Below are 22,151 nucleotides of genomic sequence, written 5' to 3' on the forward strand. Positions count from 1 at the left end.
ATTGGCGTGGGCGCGGGTTTTCCGCGCTCCCTGCACACCCCTTCAACGGACGACCCGCACCGGATGTTCCGATGACTCCGATCACGTCCGCCCGCCAGGCCAGAATGGCACACGGCGGGGGCCGCCGGTGCGGCACCAGAAAATGAACCGTGCGCAGGGCGGGAAGCTCCATCGTCCTAAGTGGACACAACGGGAAAGCGCCCATTCGGGTGGCGTGAGTGGCCTCACCCGGGCGGGCGAGCCACTATCCACGCTGTGCATCCCGACCGGCGCCCCGTGCGCACCGCTCTCGCCGGGATGACTGTGCTCGTCCTCGGCGTCCTCGCCGCGCTTCAGGCGCCGAATCTGCCGCTCATCGGCGACGGCACCGCGTATGCCGCGGAATTCAGCGAGGCCGCGGGGCTCCAGACCGGCAACGACGTCCGGGTCGCGGGAGTGAAAGTCGGCCGGGTGTCGGAGGTTTCGCTCGACGGCGCGTCCGTCCGGGTGGCGTTCCGCGTATCAGGGGCCTGGCTCGGGGACCGGACATCCGCGGCGATCCGGATTAAAACGTTGCTGGGGCAGAAGTATCTCGCGCTTGATCCGGTCGGCGTCGGCTCGCTGGATCCGGACACGCCGATCCCGCGCGACCGGACCACGGTTCCGTATGACGTCCTGCCCGCCTTCCGGCAGCTGGCCACGACCGTCGACGCCATCGACACCACCCAGTTGGCGCAAAGCTTCCGCGCCATTTCCGGCACCTTCGCGCACACCCCGGCCGACGTCCGAGCCACACTGACCGGACTGTCACGGCTGTCCGATTCCCTCTCCGCCCGCGACACGAAACTGGCTCACCTTTTGGCTCAGGCGCGCACAGTTTCCGCCACGCTCGCCGACCGCGACACCCAGCTGACCCGGCTTCTCACCGACGGCAATCAGTTGCTGGACGAGGTGCGGAAACGCGAATCGGCCATTCAGTCGCTGCTCGCCGGAGCCCGCCGGTTGAGCAGCGAAGTGTCCGGGCTCGTCGCCGACAACGACCGCGAACTCGGCCCGGTGCTCACCCAGCTCGACCGGCTCACCGCGCTGCTCGAACGAAACCGCGCCTCGCTCGCGGACGGAATCCGCGCACTGGCCCCGCTCGTCCGCTTCGCCGCGAATCTCACCGGCAACGGCCGATGGATCGACGGTTACCTGTGCGGCCTGATCCTTCCCGCGCTCGGACCGGTCAACGAGCACGGCTGCTTCAGTCCATGAGCCCCGGCCCGCCGGTGATCCGCACGGTGACCTGGTTGTCGTTGTACGTATAAGCCTCGTAGGCGAACTCGACGCCGGTCTTCGCGACGTGCTCGGTCCACGCCCGGTACTCGTGCCGTTTCCAGCCGGGGAAGTTGAAGAACTCGTCGAAGTGCACGATGCTGCCGACGCGCAGCCGCGGGCCGACGTTGTCCAGCACCGTCTTCGCCGAGCTGTAGAGATCGCCGTCGACGTGCAGGAAATCGACCGGGCCGGGGTGCTTCTCCAGGAATCCGGGCAGGCTGTCGGAGAACAGGCCGACGACGAGTTCGGCTCCCGGCACGTCGGGCAGGTCGTCACGGGCGAAGGCGCCGGCGGGCATGCCGTTGAGCCACGCCTCGGGCAGGCCGTCGAACGAATCGAAGCCGTACACCTCGGTCGCCTCGCGCGCGGCGGTGATGGTGCGCAACGTGTTGCCGGACGCGACGCCGAACTCCAGCGCCATCCCGCCGGTCGGCGCGAGGGAAAGCGCGTACTCCAGCGTTTCCTTCGGGCTGCCGAAATGCTGTGCCCCGATCAGGCTTTCGCGCGCGAAGACGTTGCTCTCCAACGCCGCGTCCTGATCGCCTGCGTACACGATGTCGCGGCGGCTGCGGATCTCGAACTCGACCACGCGGTCCAGCAGGCGATCCCCCTGCCGGACGATCTCGGACCGCAGATCCTCGCGCGTCCGTTCCAGTTCCGCGCGCAGTTCCGAACGCAATTCGGCGAGCTGCTCGGCGTGCGGATCGTGCAGGCGGGCCGCGGCCCGGCGCAGCACCAGGCCGGCCTTCCGGCGCAGCGCAGGGCCCAAAGTCCTTGTCGTCAGCCGATCTTGGCTTTCCTGGTTCATCCCGGGACGATAGCCGACAACCGGACACCGTCCCGCACTGCCCGGTCTACCCGGGAGTAGCCGATCGCCTGACCACCGCGGATCCCTGTGCGGCCGCGCATAACGCCGAGTTTCCTTCTCTGTCCACTGTGTACAGATCGCAGCGGCACGTTGCCCGCGAACGGCTCGCTTGGACGACCACCGCTTCCGCGCGCAGCAGTACGCCGTCGGCGGGCACGAGGTAGTCGATCGAGAAACCGCTCGTGAGCAACTGCGGGCCGAGCACGGTTCCGGCGGCGAAGGTGAGCGCGTTGTCCGCGGCGTAGGCGAGGACGCCGCCGTGCAGGTAGCCGTTCTGCTGCCGGAGGTCGTCGCGGACGTCCAGTTCCAGCACCGCGCGTCCGTCTCCGAACTCCTCGACCCGCGCGCCGAGCAGGACGCTGAACGGTTGCGCGGCGAGCCCGGCGCGCGCGAAGTCTAAGTCCATTTTCAGCCCTCACTTCAGTAGTGAAGTACTTCAGTAGTGAAGTGAGGATGGCGGCGAGAAGAGAACGCTGTCAAGATCCCCGCATGGCCGCCGACGAACGACTCTTCTTCCTGCTGCAGAGCGCGGCCCACCGGCTGCGCGTCGAGGGTGACCGGCGCTGCCTCGCCGCGGGCGGCGTGACGACCGCACAGCTCGGCGCGCTGCTCGCGGTGTACGACCAGCCCGGGCTCACCCAGCGGGAACTGGCCGCCGAACTGGGCCAGCGCGAATCGGCAATCACGGCGATGACCGGGCGGTTGATCGACGCGGGACTGATCGTCCGGCAGCCGCATCCGGAACAGCACCGGGCGCTGGTGCTGGACCTGACCGCGGAGGGGACCGCGACGATCGCCCGGTTGCGGCCGGTGATCGAGTCGTTCAACCGCGAACTGCACGCGCTGCTCGGAGACGCGTTCGGGCCGACCAGCGAGGCGCTGCGGTATCTGGCCGGCTGGCCAGGCTGAGTCCTGATCCCCCTGACCGCGGCGCGTGCGGGCAGCGACGCCTAGGCGTTCGTGAGGGGCCCTGTCCGGGTACCCGGCCAGGCGCGGACCGGCTAGCTTCACCAGATGTCACCCGCCACACCCGCCCCCGCTGCCTCGCGGCAACGTGCGAGCCCCATCATGTCCGGGGTGGCGATCATGACGGCCCGGCTCTGGTGGGCCTGGCAGACGGTCCGATCCGCAGGCGTTGCTTACCTCTCGGCTCAGCGTTCGGAGCCGTCCCCGCCCTGTTCGGCGAGAAACCGCTCGAACTGCGAGCCCAGTTCGTCCGCCGTCGGCATGTGCTCCTGTGATTCGGCGAGCAGGCTGTGCGCGGAGGCTTCGGTGAACGTGTCGTACTGACGTTCCAGCGCGCGCACCACGTCGGCGGATTCCTCGGATTCGGCGACCTGGCGGTCGATCTCCGCCTTGGCCACCTCGGCCGCGGTGCGCAGTTCGCCGTCGGGCAGGCGCAGGCCGGTGGCCTTGCCGACCGAGTCGAGGATCGTCAGCGCGGCGGCCGGGTAGGTCGACTGCGCCAGGTAGTGCGGCACGTGCGCGGCGAAGCCCATCGCGTCGTGGCCCCATTCGCCGAAGCGGTACTCCAGCATCGCGGCGGCGCTGCCGGGGACCTGCATGCGGTTCGGCAGCGGCTGATGCTCGCCGACCAGGTGCTCGCGGGTCGCGTGCGCGGTGACGCCGAGCGGGCGCGTGTGCGGGGCTCCCATCGGAATCCCGTGGTATCCCACGGTGAGCCGCACGCCCCAGCGTTCCACCAGCTGCCGCACGGCGGCCGCGAACAGCTCCCATTCGCGATCCGGCTCGGGGCCGGACAGCAGCAGGAACGGGATGCCGTCGTCGTCGTGCAGCAGGCGCACGACCAGCTCGGGGGCCTCGTATTCCTCCCAGTGGTCGACCGCGTAGATCATCGACGGGCGTCGGGACCGGTAGTCGATGAGCCGGTCGACGTCGAACCGCGCGACGACCCGGTTCTCGACCTCGCCGGTGAGGTGGTCGGTGACCAGCCGCCCGGCCGAGCCCGCGTCCATGAAGCCCTCGAAGAAGTGCAGAAGCACCGCTCCGTCCAGGTCGGGGACGTCCGAGTCCACCTCGTACAGTTCCTCGGGATCGAGTCCCACCGGATCCTCCTGCTGCTCGCTTGCACGGACGTACGCGATACAACGCCGCCCGGCTGCGTTTCCATCCCGCGCGCGGCAGAAATAGTAACGCCCTGCACTCGCCACCCACCCCGGATCGGGGCATCGTGACACTTGTCGTGGGCATCGACGCCTCCGGTCGGGCACTCTGAGCAGGTGAACACCGAGGAATCCACCACGCTTGAACTGCGGCTGCGTCCGCCCGAACACCGGGTGAGCCGCCGGGCGATCGGCCACTGGGCGGCGTCGGCGGGGGCGGGCTGGCTGCTCGTGCTCGCGGTGCAGGCGGTGGTGGTCGCGACCGCGGACGACCCGCCGTCGTGGCTCACGGTGACACTGCTGCTCTCCTGCGTGCTGGCCCCGCTTCATCTGCTCGTCATGCCGCAGTGGCGCTACCGCGTGCATCGCTGGGAAGTCACCGGCGAGGCCGTCTACACCCAGTCCGGCTGGCTGAAGCAGGAGTGGCGGATCGCGCCGATCTCGCGGATCCAGACGGTGGACGTCGAACGCGGCCCGCTGGAGCAACTGTTCGGGCTGGCCCGGCTCACCGTCACGACGGCGTCCGCCGCCGGTCCGCTGCGCGTCTCCGGACTCGACCGGGACGTCGCGGTCGCGCTGGCCGACGAGCTGACCCGCACCACCCAGGCCGTTCGCGGGGACGCGACGTGAACGCGACCGCACCCTCCCCGCCGGTCGCCGCCGAAGGCACCGGCGACGCGCCCTGGCATCGTCTCGATCGCCGGATGTTGCTGATCCGCCCGGTTCTCGACCTGGTGAAGTCGCTGCCGGTGCTCGTTGGCGCGCTGGTGCTCGGCCACGGGAATTACTGGCAGTGGATCGGTCTCGCCGCCACCGCGGTGACGATCGGCGTCGGCATTTCGCACTGTCTCACCTCGCGCTACCGCGTCACCGCGACCCAGATCGAATGGCACACCGGGTTGCTGCTGCGCAAGCAACGCGCCATTCCGCGCGATCGAATCCGTGCCGTAGACGTGCTTTCGGAACCGAAACATCGGCTTTTCTCGCTGTCGGCAGTACGAATCGGTACCGGAAGGCACGATCACGGCAAGGGACCGGGCAAGGACCAACTGGTGCTCGACGCGGTCACTCGCGCGGAGGCCCAGCGGCTGCGGACCTTGCTGCTGCACCGGAAACCGGCCGAAACGCAAGCGGCGCAACCGCCGGAGTCGCTCGTCGCCGAGGTCGACAAGCGCTGGGTGCGCTACGCGCCGTTCACGCTGTCCGGACTCGCGGTGGTCGCCGCGATCCTCGGCACGGTCTATCACTTCGCGCACGAACTGCATTTCGATCCGACGAGTTTCGGGCCGGTCCGCGACCTCACCGCCCGCGCGCTCGAACAACCGGTGTGGCTCACCGTGGTGCTGGCGGCGGCCGGGCTGCTCGTGCTGGTGTCGGTGTTGTCGGTCGGCGGATACGTGTTGTCGTTCTGGAACTTCCGGCTCACCCGCGAACCAGGCGGCACGCTGCACATCCGGCGCGGGCTGATCACGACGCGGTCGGTGTCGATCGAGGAGGACCGGCTGCGCGGGGTCGAGATCAAGGAACCGTTGCCGCTGCGGATGGTCGGCGGCGCGAAGTGCGTCGCGGTCGCGGCCGGACTGCGCGAGGGCAAGGGCGCCGACCGCGGCGGCGGCCTGTTGCTGCCGCCTGCTCCGGCCGGGAAGGCCAGGGAGATCGCGGGCGAGGTGCTCGGCGAGGACTTCGCGAATGTCCCCCTCGTCCGGCATTCCCCGCGCGCGCGGACCCGCCGGATCACCCGTGCCGTCTTCTCCGTGCTGGCGCTCTCGGCCGCGCTGTTCGCCCTGGCCTGGCTCGATGTCCTGCCGGAATGGCCGTGGCAGGCCGCGCTCGTGCTGCTGCCGTTCGCGGTCTTGGTCGGCTTCGACCGGTACCGCTCGCTCGGCCACGCGATCACCGGCCGGTACCTCGTGACCCGTTCCGGGTCGCTGGCCAGGGCGACGGTCGCTGTCCGGCGCGACCGGCTCACCGGGATCGTCGTGCACCAGTCGCTGTTCCAGCGGCGGGCCGGGCTGGTCACCGTCACCGCGCCGATCGCCGCGGGCCGCGGGCACTACCGCGTGCTCGACGTCGAACAGGGCACCGGGCTCGCGCTCGCCGACGCCGCCGTCCCCGGATTGCTGACCCCGTTTATTGCTGTGTCAGAAAAACCGTGACCTGTGGTAATTTACCGACGCGTTCGTGACTGAATTCGGTGCTCTCACGAAGAGGTTTCAGGATGTCTGAACCCGGGCTCCGTCGCACGGCCGGTGCCAACAGTTCCCGGAAAGTGCTCCAGTTGCTGTTGTCGTTCACCGAACAGCGCTGGGAGGCCAGCGTGGCGGAACTCGCCGGGGTGATCGGCAGCCCGGTCGCCACCACCTATCGCTACGTGCAGCTGCTGAAAGAGCTGCAATTGCTCGAGGAGTCGCGGTCCGGGCGGTACCACGTCACCAGCCGCGTGATGCCGCTCGCGCGCGCCGCCCGCCTCGCGAACGACCTGGCGCGGATCGCGCGGCCGACGATGGAGGAGGCCGCGCGCGAACTCGGCGAGACGATCCTGCTGTTCCAGCACTTCGGCGACTTCGCGGTGTGCAGCGACCGGGTCGAATGCGACCGCGCGATGCGGTTCACGTTCCAGCCGGGGCATTCCATCCCGCTCGGTGTCGGAGCGACCGGGAAGATGCTGCTCGCGCTGCTGCCCGACGGAGAACGCGAACGCCAGGTCGCCCGGATCGCCGATGAGCGCGGCACCGAGGTCCGCGACGCCCTCAAACACGCGCTGGCCAACCGCTACGCGCAGAGCTGGGGCGAGATCGAGGACGGCGTGTGGGCCTGCTCGGTGCCGGTCGACGCGGACCGGCTCCGGCCGAGCGTGCTGAGCCTGGTCGGACCGGCCACCCGCGTCGGCGACGCGGAGCGCGAGCGGGCCATCACCGCGCTGCGTGCTTACGCGGAGCAGATCGGAAAAGCGATTTCCGAGTACTCCGTGTAGCCGTAAGGTCGGGCCAGTGATCCGTCTCGCCGCCCCTGCCGACCTTACGGTGCTGCCTGACCTCGAACGTGCCGCCGGAGAACCGTTCCGGTCCGTCGGCATGGCCGAGATCGCCGACGACGCACCGCCCTCGGTCGAGGAGCTCTCGGTGTTCCAGTCCGCCGGCCGATGCTGGGTCTGGGACGACGACGGGACGATCGCCGCGTACGTGCTCGCCGAGGAGGTCGACGGTTTCGGGCACGTGGAACAGGTTTCGCTGCTGCCGAGCCACGCGCGCCGCGGAGTGGGGCGGGCGCTGATCGAGACTGTCGGCGAGTGGGCCGCGGAGCGCGGGTTGTCCGGGCTGACGCTGACGACGTTCGCCGAGGTGCCGTGGAACGCGCCCTACTACGAGCGGCTCGGGTTCCGCGTGCTGGCCGACGATGAGCAGGGACCGGCGCTGCGGGAGATCCGGCGGGCGGAGATCGCGCGAGGGCTGGACCGGTGGCCGAGGGTGGCTATGGTTCGGATTTCCTTGTAGCACAAGCGATTTCGCGGCCGCTCAGGCTGATTCCGCCAGGATCGTCCGGGCCTGCGTCAGCGCGAAGCCCAGCAGGTTCAGCCCGCGCCATCGCGCCGGATTCTCCGCGTCCGGATCGTCCGCGGTCAGCCCGATGCCCCACACCCGGTCAAGCGGGCTCGCCTCCACCAGCACCCGCTTCCCCGTGCTCAGCAGGAACCGACGCAGCTCCGGGTGCTGCCCGAACTTGGCGACGCTGCCGGCGAGCACGATCTCGCCGCGGCGGGCGTCCCACTGATCCTGGTCGAAGCCCGCGACGCCGCGTCCCAGCTCCTTGGCCTGTCGCGGATGCCGGACTTCCAGGATCCGCTCGGCGTTCGTTTCGTCACCGAACAGCAGTGCCTTCCGCCACATCATGTAGTGCTCGGCCGTAGCGAACGTCCGGCCGTCCACAGTGAAGGGCGCCGGCCACCACTGGCTCAGACAGCCCCGCCCGGCGCTTCCGTCGCTCTCCGGCCGGTGTCCCCAGAAGAACAGGAACTTGGCTCGCTGTCCGCGGCTCATCCGGTCGGTCAGCTCGGCGACGTCCCGCGGGTTCTCCTCCATGAGACGGCAGTCTCGCAGCGCCGATCCCTGTCGAGGAACCGATTTCGGCCGCCGCCCCGCGGCCGCGGCCGCCCGGTCCCGGCCAGGGTCGCTCGGGAGGGGGACCTGGATTGCCGCCGGAATCGAACACGTGTTCTACTGGTCGGGCCGGCCCCGGAGGGGGAAGCTCCGCGGGCCGGCACCCAGGCAGAACGTGTCCGTCGATCGATCCCCAGGAGGCAGTGTGGCGGTCAAGATCACCCACCTCGCCAGTGGTCAGCAGGTCCGCTTCGCGAACGCGGACGGTGCTCGCCGCTATGCCGAAATCATGGGCGGCGGGGTGGACAAATGGCGGTTCACGGTCGTTCCCGGGGACAGCGGGGCACCCGGCATGCCTGCGGCGGTCGTGAACGTGCCGGTGTGGCGGACCGTCGCCCGGTGACGTCCGCCCGATGCCCGTCGTGCGACACCCGGTGCTTGCCGCACGACGGGCGACAGGGCATCCGCGACCGATGGAGATCACCGGAGAACCCGTTTGCCCGTTGACACCACGGTGATCGGCCCGGCGCGCAACCGCCGTGCCGATCACCGGAACAACGTCACCTGCTGTTTGTTGCTTACCGGCCACGCGTTGTGCTCCACTGTCGATCACCCACTGCTGTAAGTCCCGCTTCAGCGGGACCGCCGCTTGTCAGCAGCGACCACCTCGGCACGGCCCTGCACCCGTGCCCGACGGACAGAAGGAGCGGCTCCTTTGCTTGCGCACCAGCGTGGAACACATCGGCGTGGAAAAATCCGGGTCACCGTCGCGTTGTCGGTCCTCGCGCTCGCGGTCGGGGCCGGTGCGGCCCACGCGGCGCCGGCGGCCACCCCGAAGGCCACGGCGTGGCCCGGCGGGTCGAAAGTGGCCATCGCCGACGACTCCGGGGTTTTCGGCAGCAACCTCAGCGGCGTGTCGTACGAATCGCCCACCGTGCTGTGGGCGGTGAAGAACGGCCCGAGCACCCTGTACCGGCTCGTCCAGGACGGCAAGAAGTGGCGGCCCGACACCGCCAACGGCTGGTCCGAGGGCAAGTCCATGCGCTACTCCGACGGCAGCGGCGACCCGGACGCCGAAGGGGTCGTCTTCACCCCGGACGGGGTCTTCACCTCCACCGAGCGAGACAACGACGACGGCGACACGAGCAAGCCCGCCGTGCTCCGGTACGCGACTTCCGGATCGGGCAAGTCGCTGAACGCGACCGGGGAATGGGACCTCACCGCCGACCTGCCGTCGGTCGAGCCCAACAAGGGGCTCGAAGCCATCTCCTGGGTCCCGGACTCGGCGCTCACCGCGCACAAATTCCGGGACGAGCACACGAAAGCCGCCTACAACCCGGCGAGCTACCCGAATCACGGGACCGGCCTGTACTTCGTCGGGCTCGAGGCCAACGGGAAGGTCTACGCGTACGCGCTCGACCAGTCCGGCGGCAAGTACACGCGCGTCGCCACCATCGACAGCGGGTTCCCGGCGGTGATGGACCTCGAGTACGAGCCGTCGACCGGTCACCTGTGGGCCGAATGCGACAACACCTGCAAGGGCCGCACCACCACGCTCGACGTCAACTCCCAGGGCGCGTTCGCGGTCACCGCGCAGTACGACCGTCCGTCCGGGATGTCGAACTACAACAACGAGGGTTTCGCGATCTCGCCGACCTGCGCGAACGGCACCAAGCAGGTCGTGTGGTCCGACGACGACAACGACGACAACCACGCGCTCCGCACCGGAACGCTCGCCTGTAAGTAGTCCTTCGCAGACAGACAGCTGCGGCGGCACCGGAAACCCGGCGCCGCCGCAGTGTCATGAGAACGTCAGTTCTTCAGCAGCCGGTCCAGCGCCCGGGGAACAGCCGCGGCCAGCAGGTCCAGTTCCGCCTCTTCGGCGACCAGCGGCGGCGACACCGCCATCCCCTTGCCGAGCGAGCGCACGATCACGCCCTCCTCGAGCAGGAACTTGTGCAGCCGCCCTGGCGCGCCCGGGTCCGCGGCCAGCAGGTCCGGCGCGAGTTCCACCGCGGCCAGGAATCCCAGCCCGGCGCGGACTTCCGCCACCGCCGGATGCCCGACCGCGCCGGAAAGCGCGTCCGCGAGCGGCTTCTCCAGCGCTTTGCCGCGCGGGATGATGTCGTCGCGCTCGTAGATGTCGAGCGTCGCGTTCGCCGCGGCGCAGGCGACCGGGTGCCCGGCGTACGTCGCGCCGTGGCGCAGGATCGGCGCGCCCGGGCGGCCGGTGAAGAACGGCTCCGCGACGTGCGGCGCGACCAGCAGCACGCCCAGCGGGATCGTCCCGCTCGTCACGCCCTTCGCCGTGGTCACCAGGTCCGGCTGCACCGACCAGCGGTCGATGCCGTACCAGGTGCCGAGCCTGCCCCACGCGCAGATCACGCAGTCCGCGACGAACAGCACCTCGTGTTTGCGGCAGATCGCCGCCACTTCCTCGATGTAGCCGTCCGGCGGCAGCAGCACGCCGCCCGCGCCGATGACCGGTTCGCAGAAGAACGCGGCGACCCGCTCCGGTCCGACGCGGAGGATTTCCCCTTCCAGTGCCGCCGCGTTGTCATACGGCACCTGGGAGAAATCCGCGGCAGGCGGGCCCCAGCCCTCCGCGTTCACCGGGATCCCGGCCGCGGCGGTGCCGAATCCGTGAGTGCCGTGGTAGCCCTGGGTCCGGCTGATGACGTGGGTCTTGTCCGGGCGTCCCGTGTGGACGAAGTAGGACCGCGCGATCTTCACCGCGGTGTCCACCATGTCGCCGCCGCCCGAGCCGAGGAACACCTTCGACCCCGGCACCGGAGCCAGCTCGGACAGCCGCGAAGCCAGCTTCAGCGCCGGTTCGTTCGCGACGCCGCCGAACAGGTTGTACGCGTCGAGCTTCTCCAGCTGCTCGGTCACCGCGCGGGTGATCTCGGGACGGCCGTGGCCGAGGTTCGAGTACCACAGCGACGCGGAGGCGTCGAAGTAACGACGGCCCGCGTCGTCCCAGACATAGGACCCCTCGCCGCGGGTCACCACGAACCGGTTTCCGTCGACCGCGCCCATGTCCGCGAACGGGTGCCACAGCGGGTTCGGCTGCTGGTCCGGCATTGCTCCTCCTCGGGGGTCGGCTCAACCGGCCGGTGCCGCGGGGAGCGGCGACCGGCCGCCGCCGCCCTTTCTACCCGCCCGGCCGGGGATCGGCGAACCGCGACCCCTCGACGCGCGCCATCGCGGAATTCCGCGGTCCGGAGTCCCGATGGCTCCGATGGCGCTGTCCCCGGCCGGGCAGACTAGGCGCCGGCCGCCGCGCCGGACGACGCCATGCCAGCTCGCCCTTGTACAGCTCGGCGGCACGGACCAGATCGGCGTAGGCCTCGACGTGGATCCGGTTGATCGCGTCGTGCGCGTCCCGGGCGGCCGCGTCGAGCCACGCGCAGTAGTCGCTTCGGGTCTGGGTCCGCATCGCGCGCCCCCGCTCAGACGTTTTCGACGGTGGTTGCCTGTGCGTTCGCGGGCGCGGAACTGAGCGACGCGCCCTTCCGGTCCTTGACGAAGAAGCTGGTGACCAGGCCGATCAGGGTCATCGCGGCGAGGTAGCCGCCGACCGCGTAGACCGTGCCGGTGCTGGTCTGCAGTGTTTCGGCGATGGTCGGCGCGAACGCCCCGCCGAGCACCGCGCCGATCGCGTACGAGATCGCCGCGCCGCTGTAGCGGACGGTCGTCGGGTACATCTCCGCGTACAGCGCGGACTGCGGGCCGTAGGTGAGCCCGAGCCCGACCGAGAACAGGAACAGCGCCACCAGAAGCAGTCCGACGTTGGCCGTGTTGAGCAGCGCGAAGAACGGGAACATCCACACCAGCTGGATGACGAACCCGATCTGGTAGGTGCGGACGCGGCCGATCCGGTCCGCGAGCCAGCCGCCGAGCAGCGTGCTCACCAGCCAGGCGACCGCGGACAGCATCACCGCGATCAGCACCGTCGAACGGCCGAGGTGCAGGGTCTTCGTCGCGTACGACTGCACGTATCCGCCGGTGGTCATGTATCCGACGGCGTTGTTGGCCGCGAACAGCAGCGCACCCGCGATGACCAGCTTCCAGTGGTGCCGGAACAACTGCACCAGCGGCATGCTCGACCGCGCCTTCTTCTCGCGGACCTCCTCGAACACCGGGCTTTCCGCGACCCGCGACCGGATCATCAGGCCGGCGACGATCAGCACGACGCTCAGCAGGAACGGGATCCGCCAGCCCCACGCCAGGAACTGCTCCGGCGAGGTCAGCGCGGTGACCAGCGCGAGGACGCCGTTGGCCAGCAGCAAGCCGATCGGCACGCCGATCTGCGGGAACGCGCCGTACAGCCCGCGCCGCTGCGCGGGCGCGTGTTCGACCGCGAGCAGTGCCGCGCCGCCCCATTCGCCGCCCGCGGAAAGCCCCTGCACGATGCGCAGCAGCACCAGGATGATCGGTGCCCACACCCCGATCGACGCGGTGTTCGGCACCAGGCCGATCAGCACCGTCGAGATCCCCATCAGCAGCAGGGTGAGGATCAGCATCGCGCGCCTGCCGAGCCGGTCGCCGAGATGTCCGGCGATGATCGCGCCGACCGGGCGGAAGAAGAAGCTGATGCCGACCGTCGCGAACGACACGATCAGCGCGTCCTTGCCGAGCACCGCGAAATACTGCGTCGCGAACACCAATCCGGCGCAGATCGCGTAGATGAAGAAGTCGAACCATTCGATAGTCGTGCCGACCATCGCCGCCAGTACGACCCGGCGGTGCTCTCTGCTGATCCCGGACGTGCGCGTCATCGCGCCTCCCCTGCTGCTGACGGTGCTTCAGGCCGCGTCAGATCGTATATAATTAGTCACGATCCTCACAAGCCTCAATCAGGTAACTGAGCAGGCCTTTTGTCTACATTGGTCGGAACTGGCCGCGTACCTGCGGATTCCGGCCAGCGGCCGCAGCGGGCAGATGGTATATTATTTAGCACGGCGAACGGACCGGTTACGGTTGCCTGGACACCCCGCCCCGGCGGGTTGCGAAGGGGAGGCGAGGGATGTCCACAACGCACGAACAGGCGGGGCTCAGCAAGAGCCAGCACACGTACCAAGTGCTGAAGTCCCGGATCACCGCGGGCGAATACCCGGCAGGGCACCGGCTCGTCCTGGGTTCGCTGGCCAAGGAATTCGACGTGAGCACGGTCCCGGTGCGGGAAGCGGTGCGGCTGCTGCAAGCCGAGGGACTGGTGCACTTCGAGCGCAACGTCGGCGCGACCGTCGCGGCGATCGACCCGGTCGGCTACGAGCACACGATGCAGATGCTCGCGATCGTGGAAAGCGCGGCGACCGCGCTCGCCGCGCCGCATTTGACGGCCGACGACCTCGCCGAGGCTGGCGAGCTCAACGACCGGATGCGCGCCGGTCTCGACCAGCTCGAACCGGTCGAATTCACCCGGCTCAACCACGAGTTCCACGAGGTGCTCTACACCCGCTGCCCCAATCCGAGCCTGGTCGACCTGGTCAAGAAGGGCTGGGCCCAGCTCGCCACGATCCGCGATTCGACCTTCTCGTTCGTGCCCGCCCGCGCGCTCGCCTCGGTCGCCGAACACGACCAGTTGCTGGACCTGATCCGCTCCGGTTCCGGAGCCGAATGGATCGAGCACTGCGCGCGGGCACACCGGTCAGCGACGCTGGACGCGTTCCTCAGCTGGGAGGCGGACGCGCACCACAGCTGACCTCACGCGGTCATGCGCGCGAGGATCGTCGCGAAATCCTGCTGTGGCACGGGAAACAGGCCGCGGCGAAACGGCAAACCCCAATGCGCGGGGTCGGTGACAAACGACAACTGACCGACCAGCGGCTTCGCGTCCACTCGCTGGCAAGCGTGGAAGGAAGCCGCGAGCCGCCACGGCTGGAAGTCGTCGCTGACGTAGGCCTGGTACGGTTTTTCGCCGGTGATGGTGGCCCACGCGGTGAACTGCCGGACGGGCGAGCCGCCCTGCAAACTCGTACGCGGCGAGTAGAAAATCATCTCGTCGCCGGGACGCGGCCGGCGAAGCCGTTTGCCCGCACCGTGATCAGCCTGGGTGAAGCCGCCCTCGATGGCGGCTTCCACGTGGTCCAGGCTCACGGTGTTGATCCAGAATCGCTGGCCAGAAGGGCTCACTTTGCGGTCAGCCCTTCGACGAGGCCAGTCGTCGGCCTGCCGAGGAGCCGGGACAGATCGTCGCCGACCCGCGCGAAAACCCCGGCGGCGATGGTTTCGTCGAGACTGACCAGGAAACTCACCAGTTCCTCGTCCATTCCCGTTTTGCCGAGCAGCGCCCGCAATTCCTCGGGAGCGACCGGCCGATAGGCGACTTCCCGCTCCAGCACAACCGACATCGCTTCGGCAATGTCGGCGTAGGTGAAGTCCGTGTCGCCGGAAAGGCTGTACGTGACGTTGTCGTGCCCATCGGTGGCGACCACGACGGCCAGCGCCTCGGCCAGGTCTTTCCGGCTCGCCGCCGCGACAACAGCGTCACCGGTCGCCGCGGCGAGAACTCCGGTGAAGCGGGGGCCGGCCAGCGACTGGACATAGTTCTCGATGTACCAGGTGTTCCGCAGGATCGTGTACGGCACGCCGGAAGCGGCAAGGGCCTTCTCGGTCGCCCGGTGGTCGGCGTTGATCTCGAACCGGTCGTCGTCGGCGCGGACTCCGCTGGTGTAGTAGACGTGCCGGGCGTTCTTCGCGGCTTCGATGACCGATTCGTGCTGGGCAAGGCGATTCTCGTCGCGTCCGGAGATCAGCACGATGTCCGAATGCCGCCTGACCAGCTCCGCGACGCCAGCCGCGTCCGACAGGTCGACGGTCGCGGCACGGAACCCGGCGGACGCGAGTTCCGCGAGGCGCGCCGGGTTCCGCCCGGCCGCGGTGATCGTCTCGGGACTCATGCCCCGCACGGCCAGCGCGTCCAGGACGTGCTGGCCGAGTGCCCCGGTAGCCCCGAAAACGAGGGTGCTCGCCTCAGCCACGGTCGTGGAGGGTGACGTGGTAGCCGTCGGGGTCGGCGAAGGTGAACGTGCGGCCGAAGGGACCGTCGATCGGCGCGGAGACGATCCGGTGCCCGTCGGCGACGAGCGCGTCGTGAACGGCCTGGACGTCGGTGGCGAGCAGCCAGATCGCGGCGCCGATGCCGGGCTGGGCGACGGAGGCGAGATCGGTGCCGGGAACGACCTCGCGGAGGGCGAACGCGATCGGCTTCGTCTCGAAGACGACGGCGTGCGGCGGCCCGGCAGGCGAGCGGACGAGACCGAGGTAGCGCTCGTAGAACGCCTGGGAAGCATCCAGGTCACGCGCCTGGAGCGAGAGGAAATCGGGGCCGATGGCGGGCACGGTACTGCTCCTTCTCTTCGTGTCAGGTTCCTGACACGAGCCACTGTATGTCAGAATCCTGACATGAGTCAAGACGGTGGTGTCGACCTGGACAAGTCGTTGGGCTACCTGCTGAAAGAGACGTCGAGCGCGCTGCGGGCGGCCATGGAGGAGGTGCTGCGCCCGCTCGGGATGACGGTGACGCACTACTCGTGTCTCGAACTGCTGGCGCAGCGGCCCGGCCTGTCGAACTCCGAACTCGCGCGGGGGACGTTCGTGACCCGGCAGTCGATGAACGTGCTGCTCCAGGCCCTGGAGCGGGACGGCTACGTGACCAGGCCCGCGGAAGCGCCCGTCGGGAAGGCCCTCCCCACCCGGCTCACGCCGCGCGGACGGCGGAGCCTGGAGAAGGCGAGCGCCGCGGTCCGGGCCGTCGAGGTCAGGATGCTGTCCGGGCTGACCGAGGCCGAGCAGTCGGACGCGTTCCGGATCCTGCGAAGCATGGCCAGTTCGCTTCGGGACGGCGGATAGCTCAGCGCGGTTTCCGGTACCACCGCGGCGAAGTGTTCAGCGGCGGCTTGAGCTTCGCGCGCACTACCAGCACGTTCGGCTCGTCCGATTCGACGAATTCGCTCAGCAGACGGCGAAACGCCCGGCCGAAGCCGGACACCCGGTCCGCGTGCACGCCGAACGAACGGGCCAGTCCGACGAAATCCGGGCTGTCCCAGTCGACTCCGCGGTGCGGCAGGCCTTCCTGGTCCTGGTCGAAGCGCAGCATGCCGTAGCCGCCGTCGTCGACGACCACGACCGTCACCGGCAGCTGTTCCTCGGCGAGCGTCGCCAGATCCCCTACCGCGTAAAGGAAACCGCCGTCGCCGGTGACGCACAGAACGCGGCCGCCGCCCGCCGCCTCGGCCGCCGCGCCCGCACCGAGCGACGCCGGGAAGCCGTAGCCGAGCGTGCCCCAGCCCATCGGGTACGCCAGCCGCCGCGGCGCGCGGACCCGGTGGAAGCCGCCGATCCAGTACCCGGCGACGCACATGTCCGCGACGATCGTCCCGTCGGCGGGGAGCACTTCCTCCAAAGTGGACAGAAAGTCGGCGGCCTGCGGTTCCTCGTCGCGGATGCGCCTGCGCACCCGGCGGCCGATGCCGGCCAGCCGCGCGGTGAGTTCGTCCAGGCCGGGCCGCGTTTCCGGGTGCAGGGATTCGACGACGCGGCGGGCGTCGCCGACCAGGGTGACGTCCGGCCGGTAGTTCTTGGCCGCGTCCCCGGCATCGACGTTGATCGCGATCAGCTTCGGCGGCGCGGGCATCTGCCAGTTCTGCGTCATCAGGCCGTCGAAGTCGGTGCCGATGCCGAGCACCACGTCGGCCTCGTCCCACAGCTGCCCGACCTCCGGCGCGTGCACCGGATTCGGGGCCAGACAAGGATGTTCGGGCGGAAGCAGACCGCGGGCGCCGAAGGTGGTGAGCACCGGCGCGGCCAGCCTTTCGGCGAGATGCCCGATCGCTTCCCCGGCTTCGGAGCGCAACGCGCCGCCGCCCGCCCAGATCAGCGGACGGCGCGCGGACGCCAGCAGCTCGGACGCGCGAGGCAGATCGGGCAGGTCGAGCACGCGTTCGGCGGGCGGCGCGGGCGGTTCGCGCGGCGGCGTGGTCTCGCGGAGGAAATCGGTCGGAATACCCAAATACACCGGGCCGCTTTGCGGCATCAGCGCGAGCCGGGCGGCACGGTGCAACGTCGCGCCGATCTGGTCCGCGCGGTGCACCGTGAACCCGGCCTTCGTCACCGGTGCGAACATCGCCTGCTGGTCCGAGGTTTCGTGCAGCACACCGCGCACGACACCCGGACGGCGCAGCGTCGACGGAATGTCGGTGGCGATCACGAGCACCGGGGCCGCGGATGCCATCGCTTCGCCGACCGCACCGAGCGTGTTCGCCGCTCCGGGGCCGGTGGTCACGAGCGCGACGCCGAGTTTTCCCGTCCTGCGCGCATAACCGTCGGCGGCATACCCCGCGGTCTGTTCGTGCCGGACGTTGACGAGCCGGATCCCGGTGTCCGCCAACGCCTCCCACAGCGGCAGATTGTGGACTCCCGGCAGGCCGAACACCACCTCGGTCCCGAGAGCCGTGAGCGCGTCCCCCAGCTGCTGAGCTCCAGTCCGTCCTGCCACGCCAGCGATGGTATCCGCCTCGCGTAAGCAGCTGCAGACACGTCACCGGACAGGGTTTGTCATCGCCGCGCGGCCCGGTTGTCCCCCACCTGGCCGCGAGATCTGAGGCACCGCCTTTTTCGTGCGTACACTCCGGGTGCCGGGGACGCCGAGGTACCCGGCGCGGCGGAAAGGGGTGGCGCGATGCCGTTGATGCCGGTGACCGACTCGATGTTCCTGATGGTCGAGACCCGCGAGCACCCGATGCACGTCGGCGGGCTCCAGCTGTTCCGCAAACCCGACGGCGCGGGCGAGGACTATCTGCGCGATCTCCGCCGGTCCCTGCTCGAATCGGACAACATGCGCGGCGTGTTCCGGATGCGGCCGAGCCGTCCGGTGAACACCGTCGGGCACGTGCGCTGGTCGCGCGACACCGATCTGGAACTCGACTACCACTTCCGGCATTCCGCGCTGCCGCAGCCGGGCCGGATCCGCGAACTGCTCGAACTCACCTCGCGCTGGCACAGCACGCTGCTCGACCGGCACCGGCCGCTGTGGGAAACGCACCTCATCGAAGGACTGCGCGACGGCCGGTTCGCGGTGTATTCGAAGATCCACCACGCGCTGATGGACGGCGTTTCGGCGCTGCGGCATCTGCAGGGCACGCTGTCCGACGACCCCTACGACCTGGACTGCCCGCCGCCGTGGGGTTCGCGCGAGAAGCCAGCCGCGCACCACAACAACAAGGCCCCGGCGTCGCCGTTCGCGCTGGTGGGCAAGACGCTCGAGCAGGTCGCGGGGATCGCGCCGGCCGCGGCGAAGGTGGCGCGCGAGGCGTTCCGCGAGCACCGGCTCACGCTGCCGATGCAGGCGCCGAAGACGATGCTGAACGTGCCGATCGGCGGCGCGCGCCGGTTCGCCGCGCAGTCCTGGCCGCTCGACCGGGTGCGCGAGGTCGCCACCGCCGCGGGCGTGTCCCGCAACGACGTCGTGCTCGCGATGTGCTCCGGCGCGCTGCGCGACTACCTGATCGAACAGAGCGCGCTGCCGGACGCGCCGCTGGTCGCGATGGTCCCGGTGTCCCTGCGCCGCCGCGACTCCGGGGACGCGACCGGCAACAACATCGGCGCGCTGCTGTGCAACCTGGCCACCGACCTGACCGACCCGGCGCAGCGGCTGGCCGCGATCTCGGAGTCGATGTCGAACGGCAAGAAGCTGTTCTCGCAGCTCTCGCCGCTGCAGACGCTGCTGCTGTCCGGGATCAACGTGGCCCAGCTTGGCGCGTCGCCGATCCCCGGCGTCGTCGGCAACACGCGGCCGCCGTTCAACCTGGTGATCTCGAACGTGCCCGGCCCGCGCAAGCAGATGTACTGGAACGGCGCGGCGCTCGACGGCATCTACCCGGCGTCGGTGCTGCTGGACGGGCAAGCCCTGAACATCACGCTGACCAGCAACGGGGACAATCTCGACTTCGGCGTCACCGGATGCAGGCGCAGCGTCCCGCACCTGCAGCGGATCCTGACGCATCTCGACACGGCGCTTGCCGAGCTGGAGTTCGCGACCCGGGGGTAGCCGGGTCAGTCGATGCCTTCCGGGCTGGCCCCGCCGACGGGCACGGCTGGAGCGACGATCCGGTCGATCTCAGCGAGGTGAGCTGAAGGCCGGTCGCGCTCTTCTCGATGCTGGCCGGGCGGCGGGCGCCGACGAGGGCAACGTCGGCCTTCGCCAGCGTCCACGCGATCGCCAGCTGGCTCACGGCCGCGCCTCGCTCCGCGGCGAACGCGGCGAGCCGGTCGACGATCTTCAGGTTGTGCCGCAAGGACTCTCCTCGGAAAGCGGACGCCCGCGACCGCCAGTCCGCCGGATCGAAGACCGTCTCGGCGGTCAGCGATCCGGTGAGCAGACCGCTGCCGAGCGCGCTGTAGGCGAGCACGCCGAGGTCGCGGGCGCGGGCGTACGGGAGCGGATCGGCTTCCGCGCCGCGGCGGAAGAGGTGGTAGGAGCACCGGTACGGTTTCCACTGTCTCGTTCACCGCGCTGAGCTGCACGGAGTCGTAGTTCGAGACTCCGGCGTGGCGGATCTTGCCCGCGTTCACGAGCTCCTGCAGCGTTCCGGCGACCTCGGCCGCCGGCGTCCGCGGATCGGGCCAATGGATCTGTTAGAGGTCGAGATGGTCGACGCCGAGCGCGCGCAGGCTGTCGTCCACCCCTTGTGTGAGCCATTCTCGACGCGAATCGCGGATGCGCGTGGAACCGGGATGAGTCCCGCCCCTTGTCGCGATGACGACGCTGTCGCGCCGGTGGTCCAACTCGCTGCACAACGCCTTGCCCAGGAGAGTTTCGGCGGTGCCGTAGGCGCGGGCGGTGTCGAAGAGGGTGATGCCGAGTTCGTGCGCTCTCCGGATCGCCGCGATCGCGGTGTCCTCGTCGAAGCTGCCCCACTGCCCGCCGAACCCGCCGGTGCCGAAGGCGATCCGGGAAACTTCGAGGCCGCTGCGGCCAAGAGTCGTCGTCCGCATGCGTCGAGCACAGCACCGCCGCCTGGCCGCGGCGAGTGCTCTCAGCTGCTGATTATTCGGTTGACAACCGCGGGAGGCTCGGCCGGTGAGCCTCCTGGAGCCGTTGCGGCACCGCAGTTTCCGTGCCCTCGCCGTCGGGCGGACGCTCGGCACCTTCGGCAATTCGGTCGCTCCGGTCGCGCTCGCGTTCGCGGTGCTCGACCGCACCGGGTCGGCGGTGGATCTCGGGCTGGTCGTCGGGGCCCGGTCGCTGGCGAATGTCCTGCTGCTGCTTTTCGGCGGGGTCCTCGCGGACCGGCTGCCGCGCGCGGTGATCCTCCAGGGCACCGAGATCGCGGCCGGGCTCAGCCAGGCGCTCATCGCCGCGAGTGTCCTTTGTGGATTCTCCTCGATCCCGTTCCTCGTCGCGCTGGGCGTGGTCAACGGGGCGGTCTCGGCGATGTCGCTGCCCGCCGCGGGGGCGATCACTCCGCAGACCGTGCCGAGGGAACTGCTCGCGCCGTCGAACGCGCTGCTGCGGTTGCTGATCAACGGCGGCCGCATCGCCGGGGCCGGAGTCGCCGGGGTCGCGGTGGCGGCGACCGGATCCGGCTGGGCGCTGGCGCTGAACGCGCTGCTGTTCTTCGCCGCCGCGCTCGCCTATCACGCGGTCCGGTTGCCGCGGACCGAACGGGCATCGGGCAGCAGGCCGATCGCCGACCTGATCGACGGGTGGCACGAGTTCCGGTCCCGCACCTGGGTGTGGGCGGTGGTCGCGCAGTTCGGCGTCGTCAACGCCGCCGGGTTCGGCGCGCTCTCGGTCATCGGGCCAGTCGTCGCGGACGAGACCTTCGGACGGTCCGGCTGGGGCCTGGTGCTGGCGGTGCAGACCGCGGGCGCGTTCCTCGGCGGGATCGTCGCCGCGCATTGGCAGCCGCGGCACGCCCTGTTCATCGGGGTGGCCCTGGTGACGATGGACGCGCTGCCGGTGCTGACGCTCGGCTGGTGGCCGTCGCTCGTCCCGCTGCTGATCGCGATGCTGGCGGCCGGACTCGCGATGGAGCAGTTCAGCGTCGCGTGGGACGTTTCGCTGCAGGAACACATCCCGCCCGACCGGCTCGCCCGCGTGTACTCCTACGACATGGTGGGTTCGCTCGCCGCGATGCCGCTCGGGCAGATCGCGGCGGGACCCCTCGTGCAGCACTTCGGCCGCGAGCCGGTGCTCGTCGCGTGCGGGGTGCTGGTCCTCGTTTCGACCGGGCTCGCCCTGTGCAGCCGCGAGATCCGGCAGCTCACGAACCGGCCGTCGGCACCGGCCGCACCGACAGGAAGTTGACCGCGCTCGCGCTGAACACCAGCTCGTCGTCGCCGTTGAACAGTTCCATCCGGGTGCGCACGAGGCCGCGATCGGGCTTCGACTTCGACAGCCGCGCCTCGGTGACGGTCGCCCGCATCCGCAGCCGGTCCCCCGGCCGCACCGGGCGCGGCCAGCGCAGCTCGTCGACGCCGGGGCTGCCGAGGCTCGCTACCGACGACAGGTAGTGGTCGGCGAACATCCGCATCATCAGGCTCGACGTGTGCCAGCCGCTCGCGATCAGCCCGCCGAACGGGCCCTCCTTCGCCGCCACCGGGTCGACGTGGAAGCTCTGCGGGTCGTACTTCCCGGCGAACTCGATGATCTCCGCCTCGGTGACGGTCGTGTCGCCGAACTCGTACACCGATCCCTCGGGGTAGTCCTCGAACCAGCGGTCGTCGATGGGCGCGGTGAACTCGGTCATACGCGAC

The 22,151-nt window shown here is 69.8% G+C and carries 24 protein-coding genes and 2 pseudogenes; 12 read left to right on the plus strand and 14 right to left on the minus strand.

Annotated features, from left to right (window positions below; all coding sequences use genetic code 11):
• Positions 1-297: 297 nt before the first annotated feature.
• A complete protein-coding gene (locus tag L3Q65_RS28395; protein ID WP_182890272.1) occupies positions 298-1,236 on the plus strand; it encodes an MCE family protein in 939 nt (312 codons plus the stop codon).
• On the opposite strand, the gene L3Q65_RS28400 is transcribed toward L3Q65_RS28395, so the two are convergent.
• Both L3Q65_RS28400 and L3Q65_RS28405 read right to left on the minus strand, forming a co-directional pair.
• On the minus strand, positions 1,226-2,107 hold the full coding sequence (locus tag L3Q65_RS28400) for a class I SAM-dependent methyltransferase (RefSeq protein ID WP_237597141.1): 882 nt from the start codon (positions 2,105-2,107) through the stop codon (positions 1,226-1,228). The genes L3Q65_RS28395 and L3Q65_RS28400 overlap by 11 nt on opposite strands.
• 46 nt (positions 2,108-2,153) lie before the next feature.
• Positions 2,154-2,573 (minus strand): PaaI family thioesterase, encoded by a 420-nt coding sequence (locus L3Q65_RS28405; RefSeq protein WP_237597142.1) that lies wholly within the window; start codon positions 2,571-2,573, stop codon positions 2,154-2,156.
• Between the two features lie 83 nt (positions 2,574-2,656).
• Between L3Q65_RS28405 and L3Q65_RS28410 the strand changes: the two genes are divergently transcribed.
• A complete protein-coding gene (locus tag L3Q65_RS28410; protein WP_220506782.1) occupies positions 2,657-3,076 on the plus strand; it encodes a MarR family winged helix-turn-helix transcriptional regulator in 420 nt (139 codons plus the stop codon).
• 242 nt (positions 3,077-3,318) lie between these two features.
• Here L3Q65_RS28410 and L3Q65_RS28415 read toward each other — a convergent pair whose 3' ends face one another.
• Positions 3,319-4,233: a proteasome assembly chaperone family protein gene (locus L3Q65_RS28415; RefSeq protein WP_237597143.1), complete on the minus strand. Its 915-nt coding sequence runs from the start codon at positions 4,231-4,233 to the stop codon at positions 3,319-3,321.
• A gap of 174 nt (positions 4,234-4,407) precedes the next feature.
• Between L3Q65_RS28415 and L3Q65_RS28420 the strand changes: the two genes are divergently transcribed.
• The 4 genes from L3Q65_RS28420 (at position 4,408) to L3Q65_RS28435 (ending at position 7,784) form a co-directional block, all read left to right on the plus strand.
• Positions 4,408-4,920 (plus strand): PH domain-containing protein, encoded by a 513-nt coding sequence (locus L3Q65_RS28420; RefSeq protein WP_182890111.1) that lies wholly within the window; start codon positions 4,408-4,410, stop codon positions 4,918-4,920.
• 74 nt (positions 4,921-4,994) lie between these two features.
• On the plus strand, positions 4,995-6,446 hold the full coding sequence (locus tag L3Q65_RS28425) for a PH domain-containing protein (protein ID WP_220506918.1): 1,452 nt from the start codon (positions 4,995-4,997) through the stop codon (positions 6,444-6,446).
• Between the two features lie 62 nt (positions 6,447-6,508).
• A complete protein-coding gene (locus L3Q65_RS28430) occupies positions 6,509-7,264 on the plus strand; it encodes an IclR family transcriptional regulator (RefSeq protein ID WP_182890109.1) in 756 nt (251 codons plus the stop codon).
• A gap of 16 nt (positions 7,265-7,280) precedes the next feature.
• A complete protein-coding gene (locus L3Q65_RS28435) occupies positions 7,281-7,784 on the plus strand; it encodes a GNAT family N-acetyltransferase (RefSeq protein WP_182890108.1) in 504 nt (167 codons plus the stop codon).
• A gap of 21 nt (positions 7,785-7,805) precedes the next feature.
• On the opposite strand, the gene L3Q65_RS28440 is transcribed toward L3Q65_RS28435, so the two are convergent.
• Complete coding sequence (locus L3Q65_RS28440) at positions 7,806-8,369, minus strand: NADAR family protein (protein WP_237597144.1); 564 nt, start codon at positions 8,367-8,369, stop codon at positions 7,806-7,808.
• Between the two features lie 223 nt (positions 8,370-8,592).
• On the opposite strand from L3Q65_RS28440, the gene L3Q65_RS28445 reads away from it, so the two are divergent.
• Both L3Q65_RS28445 and L3Q65_RS28450 read left to right on the plus strand, forming a co-directional pair.
• Complete coding sequence (locus L3Q65_RS28445) at positions 8,593-8,790, plus strand: hypothetical protein (protein ID WP_182890106.1); 198 nt, start codon at positions 8,593-8,595, stop codon at positions 8,788-8,790.
• A 369-nt stretch (positions 8,791-9,159) separates the two neighbouring features.
• On the plus strand, positions 9,160-10,134 hold the full coding sequence (locus L3Q65_RS28450; protein ID WP_237597145.1) for an esterase-like activity of phytase family protein: 975 nt from the start codon (positions 9,160-9,162) through the stop codon (positions 10,132-10,134).
• Positions 10,135-10,199: 65 nt separating this feature from the next.
• On the opposite strand, the gene L3Q65_RS28455 is transcribed toward L3Q65_RS28450, so the two are convergent.
• From L3Q65_RS28455 to L3Q65_RS28465, 3 genes are all read right to left on the minus strand, one after another.
• Complete coding sequence (locus L3Q65_RS28455; protein ID WP_182890104.1) at positions 10,200-11,471, minus strand: aspartate aminotransferase family protein; 1,272 nt, start codon at positions 11,469-11,471, stop codon at positions 10,200-10,202.
• Positions 11,472-11,541: 70 nt separating this feature from the next.
• Positions 11,542-11,826: a hypothetical protein gene (locus tag L3Q65_RS28460; RefSeq protein WP_182890103.1), complete on the minus strand. Its 285-nt coding sequence runs from the start codon at positions 11,824-11,826 to the stop codon at positions 11,542-11,544.
• 13 nt (positions 11,827-11,839) lie between these two features.
• On the minus strand, positions 11,840-13,168 hold the full coding sequence (locus L3Q65_RS28465; RefSeq protein WP_182890102.1) for an MFS transporter: 1,329 nt from the start codon (positions 13,166-13,168) through the stop codon (positions 11,840-11,842).
• 248 nt (positions 13,169-13,416) lie between these two features.
• Here L3Q65_RS28465 and L3Q65_RS28470 point away from each other — a divergent pair, with 248 nt between their 5' ends.
• Entirely contained in the window at positions 13,417-14,094 is a 678-nt protein-coding gene (locus L3Q65_RS28470; protein WP_182890101.1) for a GntR family transcriptional regulator, read from the plus strand.
• A 2-nt stretch (positions 14,095-14,096) separates the two neighbouring features.
• On the opposite strand, the gene L3Q65_RS28475 is transcribed toward L3Q65_RS28470, so the two are convergent.
• The 3 genes from L3Q65_RS28475 to L3Q65_RS28485 are packed head-to-tail and all read right to left on the minus strand — an operon-like array spanning position 14,097 to position 15,734.
• Entirely contained in the window at positions 14,097-14,525 is a 429-nt protein-coding gene (locus L3Q65_RS28475; protein WP_182890100.1) for an EVE domain-containing protein, read from the minus strand.
• Positions 14,522-15,373: an NAD(P)H-binding protein gene (locus L3Q65_RS28480; RefSeq protein ID WP_182890099.1), complete on the minus strand. Its 852-nt coding sequence runs from the start codon at positions 15,371-15,373 to the stop codon at positions 14,522-14,524. The genes L3Q65_RS28475 and L3Q65_RS28480 overlap by 4 nt, the downstream gene beginning before the upstream one ends.
• A complete protein-coding gene (locus tag L3Q65_RS28485; RefSeq protein WP_182890098.1) occupies positions 15,366-15,734 on the minus strand; it encodes a VOC family protein in 369 nt (122 codons plus the stop codon). Before L3Q65_RS28485 ends, L3Q65_RS28480 begins: the two co-directional genes overlap by 8 nt.
• A gap of 63 nt (positions 15,735-15,797) precedes the next feature.
• Here L3Q65_RS28485 and L3Q65_RS28490 point away from each other — a divergent pair, with 63 nt between their 5' ends.
• On the plus strand, positions 15,798-16,244 hold the full coding sequence (locus tag L3Q65_RS28490) for a MarR family winged helix-turn-helix transcriptional regulator (protein WP_182890097.1): 447 nt from the start codon (positions 15,798-15,800) through the stop codon (positions 16,242-16,244).
• A gap of 1 nt (position 16,245) precedes the next feature.
• On the opposite strand, the gene L3Q65_RS28495 is transcribed toward L3Q65_RS28490, so the two are convergent.
• Positions 16,246-17,889, minus strand: a complete 1,644-nt coding sequence (locus L3Q65_RS28495) for a thiamine pyrophosphate-binding protein (RefSeq protein ID WP_237597146.1) — start codon at positions 17,887-17,889, stop codon at positions 16,246-16,248.
• Between the two features lie 183 nt (positions 17,890-18,072).
• On the opposite strand from L3Q65_RS28495, the gene L3Q65_RS28500 reads away from it, so the two are divergent.
• Positions 18,073-19,440 carry a wax ester/triacylglycerol synthase family O-acyltransferase gene (locus tag L3Q65_RS28500; RefSeq protein WP_237597147.1) on the plus strand — a complete coding sequence of 456 codons (1,368 nt, stop codon included), beginning with the start codon at positions 18,073-18,075 and terminating at the stop codon, positions 19,438-19,440.
• Here L3Q65_RS28500 and L3Q65_RS47680 read toward each other — a convergent pair.
• Positions 19,346-19,813, minus strand: a pseudogene (locus tag L3Q65_RS47680) (aldo/keto reductase); the annotation flags it as partial. The gene L3Q65_RS28500 and the pseudogene L3Q65_RS47680 sit on opposite strands and share 95 nt — an antisense overlap.
• Before the next feature lie 136 nt (positions 19,814-19,949).
• A pseudogene (locus L3Q65_RS47685) lies at positions 19,950-20,387 on the minus strand (aldo/keto reductase); the annotation flags it as partial.
• A gap of 85 nt (positions 20,388-20,472) precedes the next feature.
• Here L3Q65_RS47685 and L3Q65_RS28510 point away from each other — a divergent pair.
• Positions 20,473-21,702: an MFS transporter gene (locus L3Q65_RS28510; RefSeq protein ID WP_182890094.1), complete on the plus strand. Its 1,230-nt coding sequence runs from the start codon at positions 20,473-20,475 to the stop codon at positions 21,700-21,702.
• Here the strand turns inward: L3Q65_RS28510 and L3Q65_RS28515 are convergent.
• Positions 21,659-22,144: a MaoC family dehydratase gene (locus tag L3Q65_RS28515; RefSeq protein ID WP_182890093.1), complete on the minus strand. Its 486-nt coding sequence runs from the start codon at positions 22,142-22,144 to the stop codon at positions 21,659-21,661. The two genes, L3Q65_RS28510 and L3Q65_RS28515, sit on opposite strands and share 44 nt — an antisense overlap.
• Positions 22,145-22,151: the final 7 nt, after the last annotated feature.

Source organism: Amycolatopsis sp. FU40, from assembly GCF_021903635.1.
Lineage (GTDB): Bacteria > Actinomycetota > Actinomycetes > Mycobacteriales > Pseudonocardiaceae > Amycolatopsis > Amycolatopsis dendrobii.